Source organism: Roseateles flavus (assembly GCF_039872765.1).
GTDB lineage: Bacteria > Pseudomonadota > Gammaproteobacteria > Burkholderiales > Burkholderiaceae_C > Roseateles_B > Roseateles_B flavus.
In genome coordinates this window covers 349,443-373,361 of record NZ_JBDPZC010000007.1, presented here as the reverse complement: position 1 = coordinate 373,361, position 23,919 = coordinate 349,443, and the positions used below count along the sequence as shown (strand labels likewise).

The 23,919-nt window shown below is 68.4% G+C and carries 23 protein-coding genes; 10 read left to right on the top strand and 13 right to left on the bottom strand.

Going from position 1 to position 23,919, the window contains the following annotated elements:
- The 5 genes from ABDJ40_RS16730 to ABDJ40_RS16710 all read right to left on the bottom strand — a co-directional run.
- The coding region (locus tag ABDJ40_RS16730) for a branched-chain amino acid ABC transporter permease (RefSeq protein WP_347611500.1) at positions 1–469 on the bottom strand (469 nt) is incomplete at its 3' end.
- Between the two features lie 223 nt (positions 470–692).
- On the bottom strand, positions 693–2,057 hold the full coding sequence (locus ABDJ40_RS16725) for a replication-associated recombination protein A (RefSeq protein ID WP_347611499.1): 1,365 nt from the start codon (positions 2,055–2,057) through the stop codon (positions 693–695).
- Positions 2,058–2,078: 21 nt separating this feature from the next.
- Positions 2,079–2,723, bottom strand: coding sequence for an outer membrane lipoprotein periplasmic chaperone LolA (gene lolA, locus ABDJ40_RS16720; RefSeq protein WP_347611498.1), 645 nt, complete (start codon positions 2,721–2,723; stop codon positions 2,079–2,081).
- On the bottom strand, positions 2,720–5,089 hold the full coding sequence (locus ABDJ40_RS16715) for a DNA translocase FtsK (RefSeq protein ID WP_347611497.1): 2,370 nt from the start codon (positions 5,087–5,089) through the stop codon (positions 2,720–2,722). The genes lolA and ABDJ40_RS16715 overlap by 4 nt, the downstream gene beginning before the upstream one ends.
- Before the next feature lie 75 nt (positions 5,090–5,164).
- Positions 5,165–5,830 (bottom strand): Crp/Fnr family transcriptional regulator, encoded by a 666-nt coding sequence (locus ABDJ40_RS16710; protein WP_183106659.1) that lies wholly within the window; start codon positions 5,828–5,830, stop codon positions 5,165–5,167.
- A 169-nt stretch (positions 5,831–5,999) separates the two neighbouring features.
- Between ABDJ40_RS16710 and trxB the strand changes: the two genes are divergently transcribed.
- The 3 genes from trxB to rpmG all read left to right on the top strand — a co-directional run bounded on the left by trxB (position 6,000) and on the right by rpmG (position 7,650).
- Positions 6,000–6,956, top strand: a complete 957-nt coding sequence (gene trxB / locus ABDJ40_RS16705) for a thioredoxin-disulfide reductase (RefSeq protein ID WP_269633592.1) — start codon at positions 6,000–6,002, stop codon at positions 6,954–6,956.
- Positions 6,957–7,214: 258 nt separating this feature from the next.
- Positions 7,215–7,448, top strand: a complete 234-nt coding sequence (rpmB, locus tag ABDJ40_RS16700) for a 50S ribosomal protein L28 (protein ID WP_183106657.1) — start codon at positions 7,215–7,217, stop codon at positions 7,446–7,448.
- 31 nt (positions 7,449–7,479) lie between these two features.
- Complete coding sequence (rpmG, locus tag ABDJ40_RS16695) at positions 7,480–7,650, top strand: 50S ribosomal protein L33 (protein WP_025564431.1); 171 nt, start codon at positions 7,480–7,482, stop codon at positions 7,648–7,650.
- 84 nt (positions 7,651–7,734) lie between these two features.
- On the opposite strand, the gene ABDJ40_RS16690 is transcribed toward rpmG, so the two are convergent.
- The 3 genes from ABDJ40_RS16690 to ABDJ40_RS16680 all read right to left on the bottom strand — a co-directional run bounded on the left by ABDJ40_RS16690 (position 7,735) and on the right by ABDJ40_RS16680 (position 11,092).
- On the bottom strand, positions 7,735–8,229 hold the full coding sequence (locus tag ABDJ40_RS16690) for a DUF3016 domain-containing protein (protein WP_347611496.1): 495 nt from the start codon (positions 8,227–8,229) through the stop codon (positions 7,735–7,737).
- A 213-nt stretch (positions 8,230–8,442) separates the two neighbouring features.
- Entirely contained in the window at positions 8,443–9,666 is a 1,224-nt protein-coding gene (locus tag ABDJ40_RS16685; RefSeq protein WP_347611495.1) for a DesA family fatty acid desaturase, read from the bottom strand.
- Between the two features lie 163 nt (positions 9,667–9,829).
- Positions 9,830–11,092: an RsmB/NOP family class I SAM-dependent RNA methyltransferase gene (locus tag ABDJ40_RS16680; RefSeq protein WP_347611494.1), complete on the bottom strand. Its 1,263-nt coding sequence runs from the start codon at positions 11,090–11,092 to the stop codon at positions 9,830–9,832.
- 66 nt (positions 11,093–11,158) lie between these two features.
- Here ABDJ40_RS16680 and ABDJ40_RS16675 point away from each other — a divergent pair, with 66 nt between their 5' ends.
- Together ABDJ40_RS16675 and ABDJ40_RS16670 are read left to right on the top strand one after the other, a co-directional pair.
- Positions 11,159–11,401 carry a DUF1653 domain-containing protein gene (locus ABDJ40_RS16675; RefSeq protein WP_269633587.1) on the top strand — a complete coding sequence of 81 codons (243 nt, stop codon included), beginning with the start codon at positions 11,159–11,161 and terminating at the stop codon, positions 11,399–11,401.
- Positions 11,398–12,054 (top strand): DUF1345 domain-containing protein, encoded by a 657-nt coding sequence (locus ABDJ40_RS16670; RefSeq protein ID WP_269633586.1) that lies wholly within the window; start codon positions 11,398–11,400, stop codon positions 12,052–12,054. The genes ABDJ40_RS16675 and ABDJ40_RS16670 overlap by 4 nt, the downstream gene beginning before the upstream one ends.
- Before the next feature lie 18 nt (positions 12,055–12,072).
- On the opposite strand, the gene purN is transcribed toward ABDJ40_RS16670, so the two are convergent.
- Positions 12,073–12,699, bottom strand: a complete 627-nt coding sequence (purN, locus tag ABDJ40_RS16665) for a phosphoribosylglycinamide formyltransferase (RefSeq protein ID WP_347611493.1) — start codon at positions 12,697–12,699, stop codon at positions 12,073–12,075.
- Between the two features lie 165 nt (positions 12,700–12,864).
- Between purN and trpS the strand changes: the two genes are divergently transcribed.
- The 3 genes from trpS to ABDJ40_RS16650 are packed head-to-tail and all read left to right on the top strand — an operon-like array spanning position 12,865 to position 15,723.
- The gene (gene trpS / locus ABDJ40_RS16660; RefSeq protein ID WP_347611514.1) at positions 12,865–13,857 is read left to right on the top strand and encodes a tryptophan--tRNA ligase; all 993 of its coding nucleotides are present in this window, start codon (positions 12,865–12,867) and stop codon (positions 13,855–13,857) included.
- Positions 13,858–13,888: 31 nt separating this feature from the next.
- Positions 13,889–14,317 carry a DUF3717 domain-containing protein gene (locus ABDJ40_RS16655; RefSeq protein WP_347611492.1) on the top strand — a complete coding sequence of 143 codons (429 nt, stop codon included), beginning with the start codon at positions 13,889–13,891 and terminating at the stop codon, positions 14,315–14,317.
- A complete protein-coding gene (locus ABDJ40_RS16650) occupies positions 14,314–15,723 on the top strand; it encodes an MATE family efflux transporter (protein ID WP_347611491.1) in 1,410 nt (469 codons plus the stop codon). Before ABDJ40_RS16655 ends, ABDJ40_RS16650 begins: the two co-directional genes overlap by 4 nt.
- 57 nt (positions 15,724–15,780) lie before the next feature.
- Here the strand turns inward: ABDJ40_RS16650 and ABDJ40_RS16645 are convergent, their stop codons facing one another.
- From ABDJ40_RS16645 to ettA, 4 genes are all read right to left on the bottom strand, one after another.
- Complete coding sequence (locus ABDJ40_RS16645; protein WP_347611490.1) at positions 15,781–17,199, bottom strand: sensor histidine kinase; 1,419 nt, start codon at positions 17,197–17,199, stop codon at positions 15,781–15,783.
- A complete protein-coding gene (locus ABDJ40_RS16640; RefSeq protein ID WP_347611489.1) occupies positions 17,196–17,909 on the bottom strand; it encodes a response regulator in 714 nt (237 codons plus the stop codon). Before ABDJ40_RS16640 ends, ABDJ40_RS16645 begins: the two co-directional genes overlap by 4 nt.
- A gap of 106 nt (positions 17,910–18,015) precedes the next feature.
- Positions 18,016–18,507, bottom strand: a complete 492-nt coding sequence (locus ABDJ40_RS16635; protein ID WP_347611488.1) for a Spy/CpxP family protein refolding chaperone — start codon at positions 18,505–18,507, stop codon at positions 18,016–18,018.
- Between the two features lie 193 nt (positions 18,508–18,700).
- A complete protein-coding gene (gene ettA, locus ABDJ40_RS16630) occupies positions 18,701–20,365 on the bottom strand; it encodes an energy-dependent translational throttle protein EttA (protein WP_269633579.1) in 1,665 nt (554 codons plus the stop codon).
- A gap of 487 nt (positions 20,366–20,852) precedes the next feature.
- Between ettA and ABDJ40_RS16625 the strand changes: the two genes are divergently transcribed.
- A complete protein-coding gene (locus ABDJ40_RS16625) occupies positions 20,853–22,355 on the top strand; it encodes a DEAD/DEAH box helicase (protein WP_347611487.1) in 1,503 nt (500 codons plus the stop codon).
- 157 nt (positions 22,356–22,512) lie between these two features.
- A complete protein-coding gene (locus ABDJ40_RS16620; protein ID WP_347611486.1) occupies positions 22,513–23,874 on the top strand; it encodes an MBL fold metallo-hydrolase RNA specificity domain-containing protein in 1,362 nt (453 codons plus the stop codon).
- The last annotated feature ends 45 nt before the right edge of the window (positions 23,875–23,919 follow it).

Here is a 23,919-nt window from a genome sequence, read left to right as displayed (position 1 = left end):
CCACCGTCAGCACCAGGATCAGCACCTGCGTCACCGTGATCACCGGGCCGCCCAGGTTGAAGGGCTCGGTGGGCAGCAGCAGCGGGAAGGGCTTCGGGTTCGGCTTCCACACAATCATCGCCAACGTCTGCAGCAGCAGCGACATGCCCATCGCCGTGATCAGCGGCGCCAGGCGCGGCGCGTTGCGCAGCGGGCGGTAGGCGATCTTCTCGATGGTGAAGTTGAGCACCGAGCAGATCACGATGGCGCACAGCAGGCCGATGGCCATGAGTGCCCAGCCAGGCAGGCCGGAATCGGCCAGGGCCGTGGCCACGGTCCAGCTCACCAGTGCCCCGACCATGAGGATCTCGCCATGCGCGAAGTTGATCAGGTTGATGATGCCGTACACCATGGTGTAGCCCAGGGCCACGAGCGCATACATGCTCCCGAGCACCAGGCCGTTGATGATCTGCTGGATGAATGTTTCCATCAAAAAACTCCACTTCCTTGCCGTGCTGAGGAGACGGCGACCGGATCAGGGATGAGCGCGCCCGAGTCTCCGGGGCCCCAAGAAAAAAGCCCGCGACCTTCGAAGCAGCGGGCTGGGGTGCCGGAGGGACTCAGCATATGGCCGCGGATTTTAGGAGTGCGCCGCGGGAGCGGCTCGCTGGGGATAACCCGCTGGCGCAAGGACCGAAACAGGGGGTGAGGCCTCAGTCCTCGGCGTCGCCCGCCTCGGCATTGAGACGGCGCAACTCGGCCAGGCGGTCGCCGATGCGGATCTCCAGCCCGCGTGGCACGGGCTCGTAGAAGCGCTGGTCCTCCAGCCCGTCCGGCAGGTATTGCTCCCCGGCCACGAAGGCGCCGGGGAAATCATGCGCGTAGCGGTACTCATGCCCATAGCCCAGGTCCTTCATCAAGCGGGTCGGCGCATTGCGCAGATGCAGGGGCACGGGCCGGCTGGCATCCTGCTTGACCAGGGCCCGCGCGGCTTTGTAGGCGGTGTACACCGCATTGGACTTGGGCGCAATGGCCAGGTAGACCACGGCCTGCGCCAGCGTGAGTTCTCCCTCGGGCGAGCCCAGGCGCTCGTAGGTGTCTGCGGCGTCCAGGCAGATCCGCAGCGCGCGGGGGTCGGCCAGGCCGATGTCCTCGCTGGCCATGCGGATCAGACGGCGGGAGATGTAGCGGGCGTCGACCCCGCCGTCCAGCATGCGGCAGAACCAGTACAGGGCGGCGTCCGGGTCCGAGCCGCGCACGGACTTGTGCAGGGCCGAGATGACGTCGTAGAACTGCTCGCCGCCCTTGTCGTAGCGCCGCAGCTGCTCGCCCAGGGCGCGCTCGAGCTGGGTCTCGTCGATGCTGGCCAGGCCCGGGGGCGCCAGCTGCGCGGCGGTCTCCACCGCGTTCAGCAGGCGCCGCGCATCGCCGTCGGCATAGGCCACCAGGCGCTTGGCGGCGGCCTCGGTGAAGGGCGGGCAGGCCAGGGCGGCCTCGCCGCGGCGGACCAGGGCCAGCAGGTCCTCCTCGTCCAGGGACTTGAGCACATGCACGCTGGCACGGGACAGCAAGGCCGAGTTGACCTCGAAGGAGGGATTTTCGGTGGTGGCGCCGATAAAGGTGAAGAGGCCGGACTCCACGTGCGGCAGGAAGGCATCCTGCTGGGACTTGTTGAAGCGGTGCACCTCGTCCACGAAGACGATGGTGCGCCGGCCCTGAGCCGCCGCGACCTGCGCGCGCTCGACCGCCTCGCGGATCTCCTTCACGCCGCCCAGCACCGCGGAGATGCTGATGAACTGCGCATCGAAGGCCTGGGCCAGCAGCCGTGCCAGCGTGGTCTTGCCCACGCCCGGCGGGCCCCACAGGATCATGGAATGCAGGCGCCCGGTCTCGAAGGCCACGCGCAGGGGCATGCCCTCGCCCAGCAGTTGGCGCTGGCCGATGACTTCGTCCAGATGGCGCGGCCGCAGGCGCTCCGGCAAGGGCTGGTAGGCCTTGCCGGGCGAGGCCGCGAGCCGCGAGGACTTCGGTGCCTCGGGCGCCGGCTCGTCGCCGAACAGGGAAGCGTTCTCAGACATGCTGCCGCCAGCGCCCCGCCCTCATTGCTCCAGCAGGTCCACGCCCTTGGGGACCTCGAAGCGGAAGCGCTCGGCACCGATCGCCACATTGGTCTGCAGCTGGCTCAGCTGCATCAGGGAGCGCTGTCCGAAGGCGTCCAGCACCTCCAGCGCGACCAGCTCGCGGCCCTTGAAGCCGATGCGCAGCTGCTGGATGTTGCCGTCCGCCTGGCGCGGCAGGGCCAGGACCCAGTCCACGCCGGCCTCGCTGGGCTGAGCCTTGAGCTCGAAGTCCTTCTCGACGTTGCCCCCCGCCAGCAGCGCCGCCGGCGTGCCGGACAGGGCCTGGCCGATGCGGCGGGAGCTGGCCTGGTTGAGGTCCGGATCGAAGGTCCAGACCTTCTGGCCATCCCCCACGATCAGCTGCTCGAAGGGCTTCTGGTACTGGAAGCGGAAGAGGTTCGGGCGCTGGAATTCGAAGGTGCCGCTGGAGGTCTTCTTGCGCTTGCCGTCTGGTGCGGTGACGGTCTGGCTGAAGCTGGCGCGGCCGCTCTTGACCTCGCGCACGAAGTCCTTGAGCGACTGGGTGGCGTCGGCCTGGGCAAGACCTGACCCCAGCAGTGACCCGAGAAGAAGGGCCACGGCACACAGCAGGCGGCGGGAAGGCTTGAAATTCAGGAAGTTCATTCGTCTCGCTTGGGCACGATCAGTTCACGGCTGCCGTTGGTGGCCATGCCGCCAACCAGACCGGATTTCTCCATCTGCTCCAGCAAGCGGGCGGCCCGGTTGTAGCCGATGCGCAGGTGGCGCTGGACCAGGGAAATGGACGCTCGCTTGTGCTGCAGCACCACGGCCACGGCCTGGTCGTACATGGGGTCGGCCTCGGCGTCCCCGCCGCCTCCCCCGCCGCCCTCGCCGCCGCCCTCGCTCTCCAGCACGCCGCCTTCGAGGATGCCCTCGATGTAGTTGGGCTCGCCGCCCTGGGCCTTCAGGTACTCGACGACGCGGTGCACCTCGTCGTCGCTGACGAAGGCGCCGTGCACGCGGGTGGGCAGGCCGGTGCCCGAGGCCATGTAGAGCATGTCACCCATGCCCAGCAGGGCCTCGGCGCCCATCTGGTCGAGGATGGTGCGGCTGTCGATCTTGCTGGAGACCTGGAAGGACAGGCGGGTCGGGATGTTGGCCTTGATCAGGCCGGTGATCACATCCACCGAGGGCCGCTGCGTGGCCAGGATCAGGTGGATGCCGGCGGCGCGGGCCTTCTGGGCCAGGCGGGCGATCAGCTCCTCGATCTGCTTGCCGACCACCATCATCAGGTCGGCCAGCTCGTCGATCACGACGACGATGAAGGGCAGGCGCTCCAGCGGCTCAGGCTGCTCGGGCGTGAGGCTGAAGGGGTTGGCTATCTTCTCGCCGCGTTCCTTGGCCTCGTCGATCTTCTTGTTGTAGCCGGCGAGGTTGCGCACGCCCAGCTTGGACATGAACTTGTAGCGCCGCTCCATCTCGCCCACGCACCAGTTCAGCGCGTTGCCGGCCTGCTTCATGTCCGTCACGACAGGCGCCAGCAGATGCGGGATGCCCTCGTAGACGCTCATTTCCAGCATCTTGGGATCGATGAGGATCAGGCGCACGTCGCGCGCCTCGGCCTTATAGAGCAGCGAGAGGATCATGGCGTTGATCCCCACCGACTTGCCCGAGCCGGTGGTGCCGGCCACCAGGCAGTGCGGCATCTTGGCGAGGTCGGCCACCACGGGGGCGCCGACGATGTCCTTGCCCAGGCCCATGGTCAGCTGCGAGGGCGCGTCGGCGTAGATCTGCGAACCCAGGATCTCGGACAGGCGGATGGTCTGGCGCCGCGCATTGGGCAGCTCCAGGGCCATGTAGTTCTTGCCCGGAATGGTCTCGACCACGCGGATGGAGACCAGGCTCAGCGAGCGGGCCAGGTCCTTGGCGAGGTTGACGATCTGCGAGCCCTTGACGCCCGTGGCCGGCTCGATCTCGTAGCGCGTGATCACCGGGCCCGGCGAGGCCGCCACCACGCGCACCTCGACGCCGAAGTCGCGCAGCTTCTTCTCGATCATGCGGCTGGTCATCTCCAGCGACTCGGGCGTGACCGTCTCGACGCGCGGCGGCGCGGCGTCCAGCAGGTCGACCTGGGGCAGCTTGGTGTCGGCCAGCTCGCTGAACAGCGTGGTCTGGCGCTCCTTGGCCACGCGGGTGGACTGCGGCACCTCGACCACCGGGGCCTCGATCACGATGGGCACGTGTTCCTCGACCACCTGACGCTCGACCTCGACGACCTGCTCGCGCTCGCGCTTGGCCTTCTTGCCCACGCGCTTGTCCTCGGCCACCTCGCGGCGGTCGACGTTGCGCTGGCGGAATTCATCGATGCGGGTGCCGATCAGCTCGGCCAGGCGCATCCAGGAGAACTGCAGCGCCAGCGCGCTGCCGGCCAGCAGGGCCACGATCCAGACCAGCCCGGAGCCGGCAAAGCCCAGCAGCTTCATGCTCCAGGGGCCCAGCGCATAGCCCAGCACGCCGCCCGCATGGGCGCCGGGCAGGCGCGCCTCCCAACCGTAGAGCCGCGTCCACTCCAGGGCGCAGCTGGCGCACATCAGCAGCACGAGGCCCAGCCCCCAGAGGCCGCGGCGCTGCCAGACGGGGGTCTCGTCGAAGACCGGCTCGGTGCGCAGCACATCGGCCAGGCCGCCCAGCCAGCGACGCAGCGCCACCAGCATCAGCCACCAGGCCGAGTAGCCGAAGCCGAAGAGCAGGAGGTCGGAAATCCAGGCGCCCAGGGTGCCCACGCGGTTGCTCACGTGGTCCTTGCTGCCGGCGATGGAGAAGGCGGCGTCGCCGCGGTCATGCGTCAGCAGGGCCAGCAGCACCAGGCACCAGGCGAGGCCACCCAGGATCAGCCACAGCGGCGTGCGCAGCGAGGCGCTGGCCGGCGCGGGCGCCGGCCTGGCCTTCTTGGAGGGCTGGCGCTTGTAGACCTTGTCGGCCGGGGCGGCGTCCTCCGCACCCGTCAGGGAACCCAGGGGAAAACTCATCCTGCGATTGTGGCCCAGGAAATGCAGTCAGCCAGCCGCACCGGGCCGGCATCTGAAACAGGATCCGCAGCCGGATCAGTCGTGCAGACGTTCCTTGATGACCACGGAGCCGTTCTCCAGGGTCTCGATGACGCCGCGGTCTTCCAGGTCCTTCATCACGCGGCTGACCATCTCGCGGGAAGCACCGACCACCTTGGCCATGTCCTGGCGCGAGACCTTGCCGCGGATGATCTTGATGCCCTTGTCCTCTTCGGACATGTCCAGCAGGGTGCGGGCCACGCGGCCGTAGACGTCCAGCAGAGCCAGGGACTCGATCTGGCGGTCCGCATTGCGCAGCCGGGCCACCAGGCCGCGCAGGATGCCGTAGGACAGGCTGCTGCTCTCGGGCAGGCAGCGGGCGAATTCATTGCGGCCCAGCACCAGCATGTCGGTCTGGACCTCGGCGCGCACGGTGGCGGAATGGGGCTCACCGTCGATCAGGCTCATCTCGCCGACGTAGTCGCCGTTCTGCAGCACGGCGAGGATGACTTCACGGCCGCGGTTGTCAGCCGTCAACACACGGGCCCGGCCGTTCAGCAGAATGAACAGCGCGTTGGACTTGGTGCCCTGCTCCACCACCACCTCGCCGCGCTTGAAGCGACGCTTGATCACGCTGTCTGCGATCGACTGCGCCTGGTCAGTCGTCAGCAACGAGAACAAGGGCACGCGACGAATCAGGTCCAGATTGGACAGCATGGCCATGAATGAGCTCCTAAGCTGTGGTCATTGGGGTGGCGTCAGGCTGGCGCCGCTTGACTTCCCTAGAATGGCTGCATTGTGCCAATTAAGTCACGTGCCTCCATAGGGTTTGGCATGAATCGTAAAACCTTGTCCCCTTGTGTGTCCTGACTGCAACCCCAGCTGAGAAGCCATGACTCAAAACACCCGCCACACCCAGTTGCTGATCCTGGGCTCCGGCCCCGCCGGTTTCACGGCTGCCATCTACGCCGCGCGTGCCAACCTCAAGCCGCTGCTGATCACCGGCATGGCCCAGGGCGGCCAGCTGATGACGACCACCGAGGTCGACAACTGGCCGGCCGACGTCATGGGCGTGCAAGGCCCGGAACTGATGCAGCGATTCCAGCAGCACGCCGAGCGCTTCCAGACCGAGATCGTCTTCGACCACATCAACACGGTCGACTTCTCCCAGCGCCCCTTCCTGCTGAAGGGTGACAGCGGCAGCTACACCTGCGACGCCCTGATCATCGCCACCGGCGCCTCGGCCAAGTACCTGGGCCTGCCTTCCGAGGAAGCGTTCTCGGGCCGAGGCGTCAGCGCCTGCGCCACCTGCGACGGCTTCTTCTACCGCGGCCAGGACGTGTGCGTGGTGGGCGGAGGCAACACGGCCGTCGAGGAGGCGCTGTACCTCTCCAACATCGCCAGCAAGGTGCACCTGATCCACCGTCGCGACAAGTTCCGCGCCGAGCCCATCCTCGTGGACAAGCTGATGGAAAAGGTGGCCGCGGGCAAGATCGAGCTGCATGTCTTCCACACGTTGGACGAGGTGCTGGGCGACCAGAGCGGCGTCACCGGCGTGCGCGTGAAGCACGAGAACGGCGCCACCAAGGACATCCCGCTGCACGGTTGCTTCATCGCCATCGGCCACCAGCCCAACACGGACATCTTCAAGGGCCAGCTGGAGATGAAGGACGGCTACCTCATCACCCGCAGCGGCCTGAATGGCTTCGCCACCATGACCAGCGTGCCGGGTGTCTTCGCGGCCGGCGACGTGCAGGACCACGTCTACCGCCAGGCCATCACCAGCGCCGGCACTGGCTGCATGGCCGCGCTGGACGCTCAGCGCTATCTGGAGCAGGCACAAGGCTGACCGGCGCCGGTGCCGGTACGCAGGCCCTGCCCCTGCCCTGCGCCACGCCGCCACTTTTTCAGCTCGAAACGGCCGCCCCTGGGCGGCTGTCTCTTTTTCAGCTATAGTCTTTGGCTTGCCTGCCGGATGGATCGCCCCTGCGAGCACACCTTGCGTGAGTTCGTGGGTTTAGCAGGCATAGAGCGGTCAATGGGATGTCAGGGTCTGGAGAAACCAGGCCTTGGCATCTGGTAAAGAAATTCGAACCGGAGAAGCGTCATGGCACGCGTCTGTCAAGTCACGGGCAAGAAGCCCATGGTGGGCAACAATGTTTCCCACGCCAACAACAAAACCAAGCGTCGTTTCCTGCCCAACCTGCAGTACCGTCGTTTCTGGCTGGAAACCGAAAACCGCTGGGTGCGTCTGCGCGTGAGCAATGCCGCTCTGCGTCTGATCGACAAGGTCGGTATCGAACAAGTCGTCGCTGATCTGCGCGCCAAGGGCGAGCTCTGATCTGATCCACTAAGCACCAAGGAGCAACAACATGGCATCCAAAGGCGGACGCGAAAAGATCAAGCTGGAATCCACCGCCGGCACCGGTCATTTCTACACCACGAACAAGAACAAGAAGACCACGCCCGAAAAGCTGGAATTCATGAAGTTCGACCCCAAGGCCCGCAAGCACGTCCTGTACAAGGAAATCAAGCTGAAGTAATTCAGCCCGGCTTGCAGCCCAAAGAAAAACCCGCCAAGCGCAAGCTGGCGGGTTTTTTCATGGGCGCTCGATGCGCGCCCGGACTCAGCGCGCCTTGCGGCCGAACTCGGTGTCGAACCACTTGTCGATCATGGGCTTCTCGTAGCGCAGCGGGTCGCCGTCGTTGTAGCGGGCGCTGCTGCCGTGGAGGTAGTTCATGTCGGAGAGGCTGGCCTTGCCGCTCCTGAGCTCCCTGCCGCCCTCCAGCAGCACATAGCTGAACTCCAGCTGCGGCCAGGTGATCTCGCGCAGCACGCGGATCTCATCCGGCAGCCGGCGGCGGAAGTCCATCTCGCCTGCCCGGTTGATCTCCAGCAGATCGATCCGCAGCGTCTGTCCGGCCGGCAGGCGCTCCGCCGCCAGACGCTCGAAATGGGCGCTCAGCGCCTTCTGGATGTCTTCCCGCTCCGTGACAGTGCGACCCAGGTCGCGGTACTTGTCCAGGGGCTGGAAATGCATGTCCAGCTCGGCGGACTGCGCCACGCCTGCCATGCCCACTCCCGCGATCAGGGCCACCAGCCCTGTCTTCCACTGCTTCATGGTCTTCTCCTCTTTCATGGTTTGCGCCTGAGGCATCCGCACCCAGAACCGGACTCGGTGGGCAGGCGCCTCGCACTCAACGCTCGTCATGGCTTCGCGATGACGACCCAGTGAAAACCAGTATATGGACTGACCATGAAAAAAGCGCCCTCCAAGGGGCGCTCCTTACCTGGGCTTCACGTCGGGAAACCCCGGCGCAAGCCCGGGACACACTCAGGCGCGGGCAGCGCGCAGGTGCAGTGAGAAGCTGCGCAGCTCGGCAATGCCGCTCTCCTCAGCCTTCTGGCACCAGACCTGGAGGTCGCGCACCAGCTGCTCGGCAGAGACATTGGTCCGGGTCCACAGCTGGCGCAGCTCTTCGCGCATGGTCAGCAGCTTGTCCAGGGCGGGCGAGGCGGCGCGGGCCCCTTCGATGTCGCCATGGAAGGCCTGCGGGATGCGGTCGGCATCGCGGTGCAGCCAGCGCTTGGCCTGCTTGAACTGCTGCCACTTGGCGCTGTGCTGCTCGCCCTGGGCCTTCAGGCGGGCCAGTTCGATGGCGCAGGCGGCCTTCAGGTTGCGGCCGTAGCTGGCCATGATCTCGTAGCGGTTGGCGATGATGGCTTCCAGCGTGGCCTTGTCGGCTTCGGCCTTGAGCTCACCCAGCTTCAGCTGCGGCGCGGTCTTGCGGACCTTGGCCCAGCCGATGATCTCCATGGCGCGGATATAGCCCCAGCCGATGTCGAACTCGAAGGGCTTGACCGAGAACTTGGCCGAGGTCGGGTAGGTGTGGTGGTTGTTGTGCAGCTCTTCGCCGCCAATGATCAGGCCCCAGGGCGAGATATTGGTCGAGGCATCCTGGGCTTCGAAGTTGCGATAGCCCCAGTAGTGGCCCAGGCCGTTGATCACGCCGGCGGCCCAGATGGGGATCCACACCATCTGGATGGCCCAGACGGTCGCGCCCAGGGCACCGAACAGGGCCAGGTTGATGATCATCATCAGGGCCACGCCCTGCCAGCTGTAGCGGCTGTACAGATTGCGCTCGATCCAGTCATCAGGCACGCCGTGGCTGTACTTCTCCAGCGTCTCCTGGTTCTTCGCTTCGGCGCGGTAGAGCTCGGAGCCGCGCAGCAGCACGGTGTCGATGCCGCGGGTGACCGGGCTGTGCGGGTCGTCCTCGGTCTCGCACTTGGCGTGGTGCTTGCGGTGGATGGCCACCCATTCCTTGGTGACCATGCCCGTGGTCAGCCAGAGCCAGAAGCGGAAGAAGTGCGAGGGGATGGGCCCCAGGTCCAGGGCACGGTGCGCCTGAGTGCGGTGCAGGAAGATGGTCACGGCGGCGATGGTGATGTGGGTCACCACCAGCGTGTAGAGCACGACCTGCCACAGGCTGGCACCCGTCAGGCCTTCGCTCAGCCAGTTGACGAGCACGTCGCGCACGAAAATCAATTCATTCATTCAGTCCGACCTCTGCCTCATTGAGAAGCGTCATGGAGATGTCAAAAAGCGACTCGATTGTAGGTGAGGCGCCCTAAAACACCTCTTGATCTAGATCTAGCGCTCAGGCAGCGGCGCGCCATATTGGCGCTTTTGCGTGCCGTGCGAGGACCGCCCGGGCCGCTCAGGCCTTGCGTTCCCAAATGGCGGCAAAGAAGCCGTCCACCTGGTGGCGATGCGGCCACAGCCGGATGAAGCCCTGCTCGCACAGACTCGCGGCCTGCGCCACATGGGCCTTTTCCAGCACGGCGGCGGCGTCCAGCGGCTGGAAGTCCGGGTGGGCCTCGCTGAAGGCCTGGGCGATGACTTCGTTCTCGGCGTCCAGCAGGCTGCAGGTGGCGTAGACCAGGCGGCCGCCCGGCTTGAGCAGGCGGGCGGCGCTGTCCAGGATGGCCTTCTGCTTGGCCTGCAGTTCCACCACGGCCTGGGGCGACTGGCGCCACTTCAGGTCCGGGTTGCGGCGCAGGGTGCCCAGGCCCGAACAGGGCGCGTCCACCAGCACGCGGTCGATCTTGCCGGCCAGACGCTTGATGCGGTCATCGCGCTCATGGGCGATCTGAGCAGGGTAGACGTTGGACAGGCCGCTGCGCGCCAGGCGCGGCTTCAGCGATTCCAGCCGGTGGCCGGAGACGTCGAAGGCATAGAGGCGGCCCGTGTTGCGCATGGCGGCGCCCAGGGCGAGCGTCTTGCCGCCAGCCCCGGCGCAGAAGTCCACCACCATCTCGCTGCGCTTGGCATCCAGGGCCAGGGCCAGCAGCTGGCTGCCCTCGTCCTGCACCTCCAGGGCGCCGCTGGTGAAGGCCTCCAGCTTGTTCAGGGCGGGCTTGCCCTGCACGCGCAGGCCCCAGGGCGAATAGGGCATGGGCTCCGCCGCGATGCCGGCCGCCTTCAGCTGGGCCTGCACCTCCTCGCGCTTGGCCTTGAGCGTGTTGACGCGCAGGTCCAGCGCTGCGCCCTCGCTCATGGAGGCCGCCAGGGCCCAGAACTCGGTCTCGCCCAGGCGTGCCAGCAGGGGCTCGGCCAGCCACTCGGGCATGTTGTGGCGCAGCTTGGGCGCCAGGCTCGCAACATCCACCTGGCGGACCTGCTTCAGCCACTCCTGTTCCTGAGGCTTCAGCGCGCCCTTGAGGCCGGCCTCCCCGCCCGCCCAGGCGAGGATGGCCAGGCGGCGCTCCAGCGGGCCGGCGCCCGACTGGGCCAGGCTTTGCAGCAGGGGCTTCTGGCGCAGCACGGCATAAGTGGTTTCGGCCAGGGCATGGCGCTCGCGCTGACCCAGGGCCTTGTTCTTGCGGAAGAAGGCGGAGACGACGCCGTCAGCGGGCGCGTCGAACTTGAGGACCGAACGCAGCAGTTCGGTGCAGAGGTCGAGAAGGGCATTAGGATGCATCGCCGGATTATCCCAGGCCCGAAGACCGCCGCCGCCCCCCGGGCGCCGCCTCCAAAGGATCCTGCCATGAACACCAAGCCCGAACCCGCTCCCCTGCCCCCTACGCCCCCGGGCCGCTACCGCCACTACAAGGGGCAGGACTACGAGGTCCTGGGCGCCGTGCGCCACAGCGAGACCGAGGAGGTCCTGGTGCTGTACCGCCCGCTCTACAACAACACCGGCCTGTGGGTGCGGCCCCATGCCATGTTCTTCGAGCACCTGGAAGTCGATGGCCAGATGAAGCCCCGCTTCGTGCTGATTGGCGAATGAGCAGCCACCACCCGAGAGTGCCCTGGCGCCCGCGCGTCCTGATCGGCCTGGGGCTGGGCGCGATGCTGGCCGTGCTGTGGCCCACGCCACTGCCCCTGGTCACCCGCCTGCTGCTGGGCTGGAACGCCGGCGTCTGGACCTATGTGCTGCTGGTGCTGGTGATGATGGGCCGGGCGGATGCCCGCCAGCTGAAGCGCCGGGCCCTGGGCATGGGCGACGGCGTGCCGGTGATGCTGATGCTGGCCGTGGCAGGCGCCCTGGCCATCCTGGCCGCCCTGGTCACGGAGATGAGTCAGGTGCGCCATGGGGCCAATGTGGTGGCGGGCTGGCCCTATCTGCTGCTGGCGCTGTCCACGGTGGCGGGCACCTGGCTGCTGCTGCCCATCGAGTTCTCGCTGGCCTATTCGCAGCTCTACCACCGCGGTGGCACGGCACCGCACGGCCTGGAGTTCCCGGGCGAGAACAAGGACCTGGACTACTGGGATTTCCTGTACTTCTCCATCACCCTGGCCGCCACCTCGCAGACCTCGGACGTGGTGATCAGCTCGCGCCCCATGCGCCGGCTGGTGACCATCCAGGCCCTGCTGTCCTTCGTGTTCAATACGGGAGTGCTGGCCCTGTCCATCAATCTGCTGGCCAGCCTGGTGGCCTGAAGCCGCTGAAACCGCGGCTCAGCTGAAGGACTGGCTCTCGCCCGCGAGCTGGCGCACGCGCGCGCCCTCGACCGCGAGCTGCCCGCTGACGAACCAGCGCACGGCGGCCGGGTACATGCGGTGCTCCAGCTTGAGCACGCGAGCGGCCAGGGCGGCGGCGTCGTCGCCGTCCAGCACCGGCACCACGGCCTGGGCGACCATGGGTCCGTGGTCCAGCTCGGCGGTCACGAAATGCACGGTGGCCCCGGCGAAGCGGCAGCCCGCCTCGATGGCGCGCTCATGTGTGTGCAGGCCCGGGAAGGCCGGCAGCAGCGAGGGGTGGACATTGAGCATGCGCCCCTCGTAATGCCGGGTGAAGCCAGGCGTGAGGATGCGCATGAAGCCGGCCAGCACGACCAGGTCGGGCATGAAGCCGTCGATGACCCGGGCCAGCTCGGCATCGAAGGACTCCCGATCGGGGAAGGCCTTGTGGTCCACCACGGCGGTGGCCACGCCCTGCGATGCCGCGAACTGCAGGCCGGCGGCGTCCGGGCGGTTGCTGATCACGGCGGCAATGCGGGCCGGCCAGCCTTCGGCGGCACAGGCCTTGACCATGGCCTCCATATTGGAGCCCCGGCCACTGATCAGGATCACGATGTTCTTCATGGGGCGCAAGTGTAGCCAGCGCCCGCCCCGCGATACGGCTTGCCTCACCTTGACTCCCGTCATGCGCCGGGCTGACTCCCTACAATCACCGGCTTCCTCCAGGCGTCCGCATTCCGGCGGAACGCCCCGCACCGGCCCTTCCAACACATGAGCGACACCCCCACCCTGCCCCGCCAGCGCGTGCTCTCCGGCATGCGCCCCACCGGCGCCCTGCACCTGGGCCACTACCACGGCGCGCTCAAGAACTGGGTGCGGCTGCAGCAGGCCTATGACTGCTTCTTCTTCGTGGCCGACTGGCATGCCCTGACCACGCACTACCAGGACAAGTCCATCGTCGAGCGCAACGTCTACGACATGGTGGTGGACTGGCTGGCTGCCGGCCTGGACCCCGAGCAATGCACGCTCTTCATCCAGAGCCGCATGCCCGAACACGCCGAGCTCTTCACCCTGCTGGCCATGAGCACGCCGCACAGCTGGCTGGAGCGCATGCCCAGCTACAAGGACCAGGTGGAGAAGAACCGCGAGCTGGCCACCTACGGCTTCCTGGGCTACCCGCTGCTGCAGGCGGCCGACATCCTCATCTACAAGGCGGCCTTCGTGCCCGTGGGTGAGGACCAGGCCGCGCATGTGGAGGTCACCCGCGAGGTGTCCCGCCGCTTCAACCACCTCTACTGCGCCGAGGCGCCCATCCTGCCCGAGCCCCAGGCCCTGCTGACCGAGAACTCGCGCCTGACCGGCCTGGACGGCCAGAAGATGAGCAAGAGCTACGGCAATGCCATCGCCATGCGCGAGGCGCCCGAGGTGGTGGAAGACAAGATCCGCAAGATGCCCACCGACCCGCAGCGCGTGCGCCGCGGCGACCCGGGTGAGCCCACGCGCTGCCCGGTCTGGGAGTTCCACAAGCTCTACTCCGACAGTGACACCCGCGCCTGGGCCGAGCAGGGCTGCCGCAGCGCCGGCATCGGCTGCCTGGACTGCAAGCAGCCCGTCATCGAAGCCATCCAGAAGGAACAGGCCCCCTGGCGCGAGCGGGCCGACGAGTACCTGGCCAACCCCAAGCAGGTGCACTGGATCGTGGAGGTCGGCACCGAGCGGGCCCGCGCCGTGGCCCGCAAGACCCTCAAGGAAGTGCGCCAGGCCATGGGCCTCGCCTACTGACCGCAACGAAGAGAAGCGCCCGCTGCAGTCCATGGCCGGCATCCACATCACCGACATCGAGGCCGCCATCAACTGGTGGCGCCAGCGCGAGCCCGGCGACGGGCTCAGCGCCTGCCCGCCCGTCCAGGCCCTGGCGGAGGTCTATGCCCTGCTCGTCTACCACCGCGACAGCGAGTGCGACGAACACACGCTGCCCGCCGCCGCCCGCGAGGCCTGGCTTCGCTGGTACGACAGCACGCCGGACGCCCCCTGCATCGCCATCTGCTCGACCAGCCAGGGCGACGAGCTCTGCAAGGGCTGCGGCCGCACCTTCGACGAGGTCCAGAACTGGCCGGTGATGACGCCGGCCGAGAAGCGCGTCACCTGGCGCCGCATCACCCTGGAAGGCACGGCCTGGCGCTTCAACCGCTATGCCGAGCGGGCCCTGGAGCGCAAGCGCGGCGAAGGCGAGGCGCCGTGAAGGCGGCCCTGGGCCGGCGGCGCCACGGCAGCCTCAGCCGCATCCTGCCCCTGGCGTGGCCGGTCTTCATCGGCCAGCTGGCGGTGCTGGCCTACTCGACCATCGACACCCTCCTGGTGGCCCGCTACGCCGCCCTGGACCTGGCCGCGCTGGCCGTGGGCAACGCCATGTACACCAGCGTGTTCGTGGGCCTGATGGGCGTGATCCTGGCCGTCTCGCCCGTCGCCGCGCAGCGCTTCGGCGCGCAGGACCACGAGGGCGTGGGCGACTGCCTGCATCAGGCCGCCTGGCTGGCCCTGGCGCTGACGCTGGTGGGCGAGCTCATCCTGCTCTTCCCCGATCCGCTGCTGGCCCTGGCACGGCCGGAGCCGGCCGTCGAGGCCATCGTGCGGCGCCATCTGCATTTCCTCGGGCTGGCGCTGCCGGCGGCCCTGCTCTTCACGGCCTACCGCGGCTTCAACACCGCCGTGTCGCGCCCCAAGGCCGTCATGGCCCTGCAGGTGGGAGGCCTGGCGCTGAAGCTGCCGCTGAGCGCGGCCCTGATCCACGGCCTGCCCGCGCTGGGCCTGCGCCCCATGGGCGCACCGGGCGGCGCGCTGGCCACGGCCCTGGTGGTGTGGTCCCAGCTGCTCGTGGGCCTGTGGGTGCTGCGGCACGACCCGCACTACGCGCCCTTCGGTCTGCAGCGGGGCGGCTTGCACCCGCCGCGCCCAGCCCTCATCGGGCGCCTGCTGAGGCTGGGCCTGCCCATGGGCGCCTCCATCCTGATCGAGGTGACCGGCTTCACCTTCATGGCCCTCTTCATCTCGCGCCTGGGCGCCACCTCGGTGGCCGGGCACCAGCTGGCGGCCAATCTCGTGGCCATGATGTTCATGCTGCCCATGGCCCTGGGCAACGCCACCGGCGCGCTGGTGGGCCAGCGCATCGGCGCGCGCGACTTCGCCGACGCACGCCGCCTGGGCTGGCACGGCCTGGAGATCGCGCTGGCCTTCGCGCTGCTGATGGGCGGGCTGGTCTTCCTGCTGCGGCGCCAGGTGCTGTCGCTGTACACGCCCGACCCGCTGATCCTGGCCGCGGCCCTGCCCCTGCTGCTGTGGGTCTGGCTCTTCCATGTGGGCGACGCCTGCCAGGCCATCGCGGCCTCGGTGCTGCGCGCGCACCACGTGGCTTTGGCGCCCATGCTGGTCTATGCCGTGGCTATCTGGGGCCTGGGACTGGGCGGGGGCTACTGGCTGGCCTTCGCGCCGCCGGCCTGGCTGCCAGGCTTCTGCCGAGGTGCCAGCGGCTTCTGGCTGGCCGCCAGCCTGGGGCTGATGATGTGCTCCGCCGGCCTGGTCGCCCTGATGGCCTGGGTGCATGGTCACGAAGCCCAGGAGTCCGGAGAGACCGCCAGCACCCTTGCGTGACCAGCGGGGTCAGGTCTTGCGCAGGGCGCCACCCGGCGGGATCACACCAGGCGGGGGTCAGGTCTTGAGCGGCAGACTCAGCACGAAGATGCTGCCGCCGCCATCGCGGGCCTCGCAGCGTACCGAGCCGCCGTGGCGCTGGGCGATCTGCTTGACCAGGCTGAGACCCAGGCCCACACCGCCGGCCTGCTCGGCGTGGCCGGGCAGGCGGTAGAAGGGCTCGAAGATGCGCTCGCGCAGGTCCTCGGGCACACCAGGGCCGCGATCGGCCACGTGCAGTTCCAGCAGGGTGCCGCGGTGCTTCATGGCCAGCTCCACGCTGCCGCCACCGTAGCGGCGGGCGTTCTCCAGGAGGTTGCGCAGGGCACGGCGAATCAGGCGCTCCTCGCCCAGCAGCTGCAGGCGCGAGTCCTGCTCGTCGCTCAGCAGCTCGGCGCCGCTGCGCGCGCATTCCTCGGCCGCCACGGCCAGCACGTCGACTGCGTCCTGGTGGATCTGCTGGCTGCCGCTGTCCAGGCGGCTGGCGAGCAGGACCTCCTCGACCAGGGCATCCAGCTCGGCGATATTGGTCTGGATCTCCAGCTTGAGCTTGCGGCGCTGCGCCTCGCCGGCGTCCTCGAACATGGCAAAGGCCATCTTGAGGCGCGCCAGCGGCGAACGCAGCTCATGGCTGGCGTTGGCCAGCAGGCTCTGGTGCGAGCGCAGCAGGGTCTCGACCCGCCCCGCCGCCTCGTTGAAGCTGCGGGCCACGGCAGCGACTTCGTCGGTGCCGCTGTCGTCGACGCGATGGCTCAGCTGCCCGTCGCCAAAGGTCTGCACGCCGGTCTTGAGGGCTTCGAGGCGACGCGTCAGCCGCCTCACGACGGGGAAGGCGCCGGCCGCGATGCCCACGAAGAGCAGCACCAGCACGATGAGCAGGCCCTGGCCATGCAGCAGGCGGGGGCCCAGCAGGACCGGCCCGCCCCAGGGCGCCTCCTCACGGCGCAGCAGGGCGGCCGAAGGGGCGCGGTCCGGGCCGTCGCCGGCGGCACGGCGTGCGTCCGTACGCCCTTCCGTCCGCCCTTCTGTCCGCCCCTCGGGGCGCAGGCCCGGAGGCCGTTGCATCCGGATGAAGGCAATGTGACGGCCGTCGTCCAGCGTGATCTCGACCTGGCGCTGGCCCGGCACCTCCTCGCGGCGCTCGAAGAGCTCGGAGGCACCGATGCGCTGGCCCTGGGCGTCCTGCAGGGCCAGGGCCATGCGCAGGCGCTGGCCCCACTCCTCGATGGCGCGGGCCTGGAGCTCGCGCGGCGCGTCCGCGGGCGGCAAGGCGCGCTGCAGCAGCACGGCCATGGCCAGCCAGCGTTCGCCGGCGGCCACCTCGGCATTGCCGCGTTCCTGTTCGATCTGGCGCTGGAACAGCCAGCCCGCCCCCAGGGCGAAGGCCGCCAGCACCACAATGACGGTGAGATAGATGCGCCAGTAGAGCGACTTCACGCGTGGCCTTCGGCGTCCTGCTTGCGCGCGAACACATAGCCGGCCCCGCGCACCGTCAGCACGCGGCGCGGCGTCTTGGGATCGTCCTCGATGACCGCGCGGATGCGCGAGATGTGCACGTCGATGGAGCGGTCAAAAGCCTCCAGCGGATGGCCCTTCAGCGAGTCCATGATCTGGTCCCGCGAAAGCACCCGGCCGGGGCTCTGCGCCAGCACGACCAGCAGGTCGAACTGGTGGCTGGTGAGGTCGCAGGGCTTGCCGTCCAGGCGGGCCATGCGGGCCGCGAGGTCGATCTCCAGGCGGCCGAAGCGCAGCACCTCCACACCCTGCATGTCGGGCTCGGCACGGCGCAGCAGGGCCTTGACCCGCGCCTGCAGCTCGCGAGGCTCGAAGGGCTTGGGCAGGTAGTCGTCCGCGCCCAGCTCCAGGCCCAGGATGCGATCCATGGGCTCGCCACGCGCCGAGAGCATCAGCACCGGCAGGCGCTTCATGCGGGCATCGCGACGCAGCTCGCGGCAGAAGTCCAGGCCGTCGCCGTCGGGCAGCATGATGTCCAGCACGGCGAGGTCGTAGACGCCCTGCTCCAGCTTCTGCCGCGCCGACCCCAGGTTCGGGGCCACGTCGATCTCGAAACCGGCCGCCTGCAGGTAGTCGCCCACCATGTCGGTGAGGCGGGCATCGTCGTCGATCAGCAGCAGTCTGGAATTCATGGAAGGCAGATGGCTGGCGCAGCGGGCTCGGGCCGAGGTCCGGCCGCCCTGGGTCATGGAGGGGGTGTAAGCCTGAAGCATAAGCGCAGTCCTCGGCGCAAGGGGATTACTGGCCGCTGCGCGACTTCAGGTGCTCGGCCATGCGGGCCTGGCGCTGCTTGAGCTTGGCAGCCAGCTTGGCGCGCTGCTCGGGCGTCAGCACGCGGGCGACGTCGATCATGGCCTGGCTCATGCGCCTGGAGATCTGCTCATGCACCGCGCTGCCCTTCTGGCGCAGGGCCTCGATGGCCGCGGCGTCCACATTGGTCGCGCTGAACAGGGTCAGGCCTTGCTCGTGCAGGCTGCGCAGGGCCTCGTGCTGGGTCTTGAGCTCGCCGCGGGCGGCGTCCATGATGGACTTGATCTGGGCGCGCTGGGCGTCGGTGGCGTCCACCAGGTCCAGCATGTGTTCGACATGGCCGCCCATCAGGCCGCCGGCTATGGCGCCCATGCCGGGGCCGCCCATGCCCGGATGGCGCTGGGCCTGGGCTGCACCGGTGACCAGGGCCAGGGCCATGGCGGCGGCGGGAATCAGGTGCTTCATCTTGAGGCTTCGCATACAGACACTCCGTGCTTGGGTTGGTGACTCCAGTGTCTGCAGGGCCGGTAAGGCCCCCATGCCGAGGGCGTGAAGAAGCGTAAAGAAAGCAGACGCCGGGTGTCGCTCGGCCCGGACGCGGAAACGAAAAGAGGTCCGCGACGGGACCTCTTCTGTGCACGGCGGGCCGGGGCGCACCCAGCCGGGACCGATCTCAGCGGATGGGCTTGAAGCGCACGCGCTTCGGGCGCGCGCCTTCCTCGCCCAGGCGCTTCTTCTTGTCAGCTTCGTACTCATGGAAGTTGCCGTCGAAGAAGAACCACTGCGAATCGCCCTCGCAGGCCAGGATGTGCGTGCAGATGCGGTCCAGGAACCAGCGATCGTGCGAGATCACCATGGCCGAGCCGCCGAACTCCAGCAGGGCCTCTTCCAGCGCGCGGAGGGTTTCGACGTCCAGGTCGTTGGAGGGTTCATCGAGCATCAGCACATTGCCGCCCTGGGCCAGGGTCTTGGCCAGGTGCAGGCGGCCGCGCTCACCGCCGGAGAGCTGGCCGACCATCTTCTGCTGGTCATTGCCCTTGAAGTTGAAGCGGCCGATGTAGGCGCGGCTGGGCATCACGAACTTGCCGACCACGATGTTGTCCAGGCCGCCGGAGACGTCTTCCCAGACGGTCTTGTTGGCGTCCAGGCTCTGGCGGCTCTGGTCCACGAAGGCCAGCTTGGCCGTCTTGCCGATCTTGACCGTGCCCGAGTCCGGCTGCTCCACGCCCTGGATCATGCGGAACAGCGTGGACTTGCCGGCGCCGTTGGGGCCGATGATGCCGACGATGGCGCCGGGCGGGACCTTGAAGCTGAGGTTGTCGATCAGCACGCGGTCACCGAAGGACTTGGTGACGTTCTCGAACTCGATCACTTCATTGCCCAGGCGCTCGGCCACGGGGATGAAGATCTCGTTGGTCTCGTTGCGCTTCTGGTATTCGACGTCGCTCAGTTCCTCGAAGCGGGCCAGACGCGCCTTGCTCTTGGCCTGGCGGCCCTTGGCGTTGGAGCGCACCCACTTCAGTTCTTCCTTCATGGCCTTGGAGCGGGCATCTTCCGACTTCTGCTCCTGCTCCAGGCGGCGTTCCTTCTGGTCCAGCCAGTCGGAGTAGTTGCCCTTCCAGGGGATGCCGTGACCGCGGTCGAGTTCGAGGATCCACTCGGCGGCGTTGTCCAGGAAGTAGCGATCGTGGGTGATGGCCACCACGGTGCCGGGGAAGCGCTGCAGGAACTGCTCCAGCCACTCCACGCTTTCCGCGTCCAAGTGGTTGGTGGGTTCGTCCAGCAGCAGCATGTCGGGCTTGGACAGCAGCAGGCGGCACAGGGCCACGCGGCGCTTCTCGCCACCGGACAGCACGCCGATGTTGGCATCCCAGGGCGGCAGGTTCAGGGCGTCGGCGGCCAGTTCCAGCTGCAGGTCGGTGTTCTCGGAACCGGCGGCGGCGATGATGGCTTCCAGCTCGCCCTGCTCGGCGGCCAGGGCGTCGAAGTCGGCGTCCGGCTCGGCATAGGCGGCATAGACCTCGTCCAGGCGCTTCTTGGCGGCCAGCACGCCGCCGATGCCTTCCTCGACCGCCTCACGCACGGTCTGGTCCGGGTTCAGCTTGGGCTCCTGCTCCAGGTAGCCGATCTTGATGCCGGGCATGGGCACGGCTTCGCCCTCGATTTCCTTGTCGACGCCGGCCATGATCTTCAGCAGCGTGGACTTGCCCGAGCCGTTCAGACCCAGCACGCCGATCTTGGCACCGGGGAAGAAGGACAGGGAGATGTCCTTCAGGATGTGGCGCTTGGGGGGAACCGTCTTGTTGACACGGTTCATCGAGAAAACATATTGGGCCATGGCTTACTCAGGGTTGAGTGCAGGTGGAAGATGCGGAATTCGGGCCGCAGCGGCCTCGCCCGGAGGCAGACGGCCGCAGCGGCAGGGGCTGGCGAACCAGCACGGTGGCCTCACGCGGAAGAACCGCGGCAAACAGCGGTGGCCCGGGACTGAGCGCCCTCGTGGCACGCCTCGCCCGGCCCGCGGCTCACCCAGGCCAAACCGCTATTGTCGCAGCTTCCGGACCCGCTCCGTCCGGCCCGGTGCAAAGGGCGCGGGCATGCCGCCGCGGGGGCCGGTCCGATCCGTCACGCGCCCCGGCTCACGATATCCACCCCAGCCGACCGGCACCCGACCTATAATCGCCTTCGACGCTACGGCTCACAGTCTTGCCGTGGCGTCATTTTTTTTGAGCTCAAGCACCCGCCCCGCCCGGCCCGAAGACTGGCGTCGCACACAATGCGGCGCGGCCAGGCATAGAGCGGCTGGCGTGCGAATCCCGCAGTCGATGAGTTTTGATTCCTTGGGCCTGGCCGAGCCCCTCCTGAAGGCCATTGCCGACGCCGGCTACTCCACTCCCACCCCCATTCAGAGCCAAGCCATCCCGGCCGTCCTGCAGGGCGGTGACCTCATGGCGGGAGCACAGACCGGCACCGGCAAGACCGCAGGCTTCACCCTGCCCTTGCTGCACCGCCTGGCTGCCCAGAAGCCGGTCCGCGACGCTCGCGGCCGCATTGTCATCCGTGCCCTGGTCCTGACGCCCACGCGAGAGCTGGCGGCACAGGTCGAAGAAAGCGTGCGCCTGTACGGCAAGTACCTGCCCCTGACGTCCATGGTGATGTTCGGCGGCGTGGGCATGCAGCCGCAGATCGACCGCCTGCGCAAGGGCGTGGACATCCTGGTGGCCACGCCCGGCCGCCTGCTGGACCACGCGCAGCAGGGCACGCTGGACCTGTCCCATGTGCAGATCCTGGTGCTGGACGAAGCCGACCGCATGCTGGACATGGGCTTCATCCATGACATCAAGAAGGTGCTGGCCCTGCTGCCGCAGAAGAAGCAGAGCCTGCTCTTCTCGGCCACCTTCAGCGACGACATCAAGGCCCTGGCCGACCGCCTGCTGAACCAGCCGGCGCTGATCGAGGTCGCGCGCCGCAACCAGACCAACGAGTCCATCGCCCAGAAGATCCATCCGGTCGATCGCGACAAGAAGAAGGAACTGCTGGCCCACCTGATCCGTCAGGGCGACTGGCACCAGGTCCTGGTCTTCACGCGCATGAAGCACGGCGCCAACCGCCTGGCCGAGTACCTGAACAAGGAAGACATCTCGGCCATGGCCATCCATGGCAACAAGAGCCAGGGCGCGCGCACCAAGGCGCTGTCCGAGTTCAAGGCCGGCACGCTGCAGGTGCTGGTGGCGACCGACATCGCCGCCCGCGGCATCGACATCGACCAGCTGCCCCACGTCGTCAACTACGAGCTGCCCAATGTCCCCGAGGACTATGTGCACCGCATCGGCCGCACCGGCCGTGCCGGCGCCAAGGGCGAAGCCGTGAGCCTGGTCTGCGTGGACGAGAACGGCTTCCTGCGTGACATCGAGAAGCTGATCAAGCGCGAAGTCCCCCGCGAGATCGTGCCCGGCTTCGAGCCCGACCCAAATGCCAAGGCCGAGCCCATCGTGCTGGGCCGCATGGTGCTCAACGGCGGCCTGGGCGGCGGTGCCGGCCGAGGTGGCCGCAGCGGCGGCGGTGGTGGTGGTGGCCGCGGAGGCCGTCCCTCGCAGCCCCGTGGTGACGCGCCCCGCAGCGAAGGCCGTGGTGGTGACCGCCCCCGCCAGGAAGCCGGGCGCAGCCAGGCGCCGGCACGCCGCGACAATGCGCCGGCCCAAGGCCGTGGCAACGGCGGCGGCGGCGCCCGCAACGACGCGCCGCGAGGCGGCCAGGGCCAGCGCTCCGGTGGCGGCCAGGCTCGACAGGGCAATGGCGGCGCCCGCCTGACCAGCCCCAAGCGCTGATCGCCTCAGCCTCCCCCGACAAAGCCCGGCACCGCCGGGCTTTTTTGCATCTGCATTGCAACTGGACGGCGCTTGACCCACCTCAAGCCGCGCGCCGCCGGCCGGCCGCGCGGCTGGTCCACAATGGCCCGGCCACCAGCTGCTTGCGGAGAGACGCATGAAAGTGACCTTCCTGGGTGCCGCCGACGCCGTGACCGGCTCGCGCCACCTCATCGACACCGGTGACCGCCGCCTGCTGCTGGACTGCGGCCTCTTCCAGGGCTACAAGGCGCTGCGCGAGCGCAACTGGGGCCCGCTGGGCGTGGCACCGGCCAGCATCGACGCCGTGCTGCTGTCCCATGCCCACCTGGACCACAGCGGCTACATCCCGGCCCTGGTGCGCCAGGGCTTCCGAGGCCAGATCTTCTCGACCCCGGCCACCCGCAAGCTCTGCGAGGTGCTGCTCGCGGACAGCGCCCACCTGATGGAAGAAGACGCCCGCCGCGCCAACCGCACGGGCAGCACCCGCCATGCGAAGGCTCTGCCGCTGTACACACTCAAGGACGCGCAGCGCGCCCTCTCGCATTTCGTCGGCCTGCCGCGGGACGGGCGGCTGAAGCTGGGGGCCAACGAGATCCGCTTCACGCCCGCCGGCCACCTGCTGGGGGCCTCCTGCATCACGGTGCAGGGCGCGGGCCGGCGCCTGGTCTTCTCGGGTGACCTGGGCCGCGCCAAGGACCTCATGCTGCCCCCACCCCAGCCGCTGGACGAGGCCGACGTGCTGCTGGTCGAGTCCACCTACGGCGACCGCCGCCACCCGGCCGAGGACGTGCAGGAGCGCCTGGGCCGCATCATCCGCAGCACCATCGACCGCGGCGGCAGCGTGCTGCTGCCCAGCTTCGCGGTAGGCCGCGCCCAGGCCCTGCTGCTGGTGCTTCAGCGCCTGCGGGCCGCCGGCGAGATCCCCGGTGAGCTGCCGATCTTCCTGGACAGCCCCATGGCCCGCGAGGCCACCGAGATCACGCAGGAATACGGGCGCCTGCTGAAGATCTCGTCCGGCGAACTCGCGCGCCTGTGCGAGGGCGTGCGCGTGGTCAGCAAGCCGCAGGAGTCGCTGAAGGTGGCCCAGGCCGTGGCGCACCGCCCCGGGGTGGTGATCTCCGCCAGCGGCATGGCCACCGGCGGCCGGGTGCTCAATTACCTGCAGGTGATGGCGCCGCAGGCCCGCCACCACATCTGCTTCGCCGGCTTCCAGGTGGGGGGCACGCGCGGCGCCAAGATGATTGCCGGCGCGCGCGAGATCAAGATCCGCGGCGAGTACGTGCCGGTCAGCGCCGAGCTGAGCCACCTGGAAGGCTTCTCCGGCCATGCAGACAGCGAGGAGCTGATGGCCTGGCTGCGCCAGTTCCGCCGGCCGCCTTCGCAGACCTTCGTGGTGCACGGCGAACCGCAGGCGGCTGATGCGCTGCGCAGCCGCATCCAGGACGAGCTGGGCTGGCAGGTGCGCGTGCCTCAGCATGGCGAAACCGTGGAAGTCTGAGCCAGCGCAGGGGCGGCGAAGGCCGGGCTGCGGCATACTGCGCCG

Excerpts from the sequence above, each read along its gene's own strand:
- ABDJ40_RS16670 (WP_269633586.1), top strand. The coding sequence starts at position 11,398 with ATGAGCAGCCACCACCCGAGAGTGCCCTGGCGCCCGCGCGTCCTGATC.
- ABDJ40_RS16685 (WP_347611495.1), bottom strand. The coding sequence starts at position 9,666 with ATGAATGAATTGATTTTCGTGCGCGACGTGCTCGTCAACTGGCTGAGC.
- ABDJ40_RS16675 (WP_269633587.1), top strand. The coding sequence starts at position 11,159 with ATGAACACCAAGCCCGAACCCGCTCCCCTGCCCCCTACGCCCCCGGGC.
- lolA (WP_347611498.1), bottom strand. The coding sequence starts at position 2,723 with ATGAACTTCCTGAATTTCAAGCCTTCCCGCCGCCTGCTGTGTGCCGTG.
- rpmB (WP_183106657.1), top strand. The coding sequence starts at position 7,215 with ATGGCACGCGTCTGTCAAGTCACGGGCAAGAAGCCCATGGTGGGCAAC.
- ABDJ40_RS16710 (WP_183106659.1), bottom strand. The coding sequence starts at position 5,830 with ATGGCCATGCTGTCCAATCTGGACCTGATTCGTCGCGTGCCCTTGTTC.
- ABDJ40_RS16715 (WP_347611497.1), bottom strand. The coding sequence starts at position 5,089 with ATGAGTTTTCCCCTGGGTTCCCTGACGGGTGCGGAGGACGCCGCCCCG.
- ABDJ40_RS16655 (WP_347611492.1), top strand. The coding sequence starts at position 13,889 with ATGGCCGGCATCCACATCACCGACATCGAGGCCGCCATCAACTGGTGG.
- ABDJ40_RS16680 (WP_347611494.1), bottom strand. The coding sequence starts at position 11,092 with ATGCATCCTAATGCCCTTCTCGACCTCTGCACCGAACTGCTGCGTTCG.
- ABDJ40_RS16690 (WP_347611496.1), bottom strand. The coding sequence starts at position 8,229 with ATGAAGCAGTGGAAGACAGGGCTGGTGGCCCTGATCGCGGGAGTGGGC.
- ABDJ40_RS16725 (WP_347611499.1), bottom strand. The coding sequence starts at position 2,057 with ATGTCTGAGAACGCTTCCCTGTTCGGCGACGAGCCGGCGCCCGAGGCA.
- ABDJ40_RS16625 (WP_347611487.1), top strand. The coding sequence starts at position 20,853 with ATGAGTTTTGATTCCTTGGGCCTGGCCGAGCCCCTCCTGAAGGCCATT.
- ABDJ40_RS16640 (WP_347611489.1), bottom strand. The coding sequence starts at position 17,909 with ATGAATTCCAGACTGCTGCTGATCGACGACGATGCCCGCCTCACCGAC.
- trxB (WP_269633592.1), top strand. The coding sequence starts at position 6,000 with ATGACTCAAAACACCCGCCACACCCAGTTGCTGATCCTGGGCTCCGGC.
- ABDJ40_RS16620 (WP_347611486.1), top strand. The coding sequence starts at position 22,513 with ATGAAAGTGACCTTCCTGGGTGCCGCCGACGCCGTGACCGGCTCGCGC.
- ABDJ40_RS16635 (WP_347611488.1), bottom strand. The coding sequence starts at position 18,507 with ATGCGAAGCCTCAAGATGAAGCACCTGATTCCCGCCGCCGCCATGGCC.
- ettA (WP_269633579.1), bottom strand. The coding sequence starts at position 20,365 with ATGGCCCAATATGTTTTCTCGATGAACCGTGTCAACAAGACGGTTCCC.
- purN (WP_347611493.1), bottom strand. The coding sequence starts at position 12,699 with ATGAAGAACATCGTGATCCTGATCAGTGGCCGGGGCTCCAATATGGAG.
- rpmG (WP_025564431.1), top strand. The coding sequence starts at position 7,480 with ATGGCATCCAAAGGCGGACGCGAAAAGATCAAGCTGGAATCCACCGCC.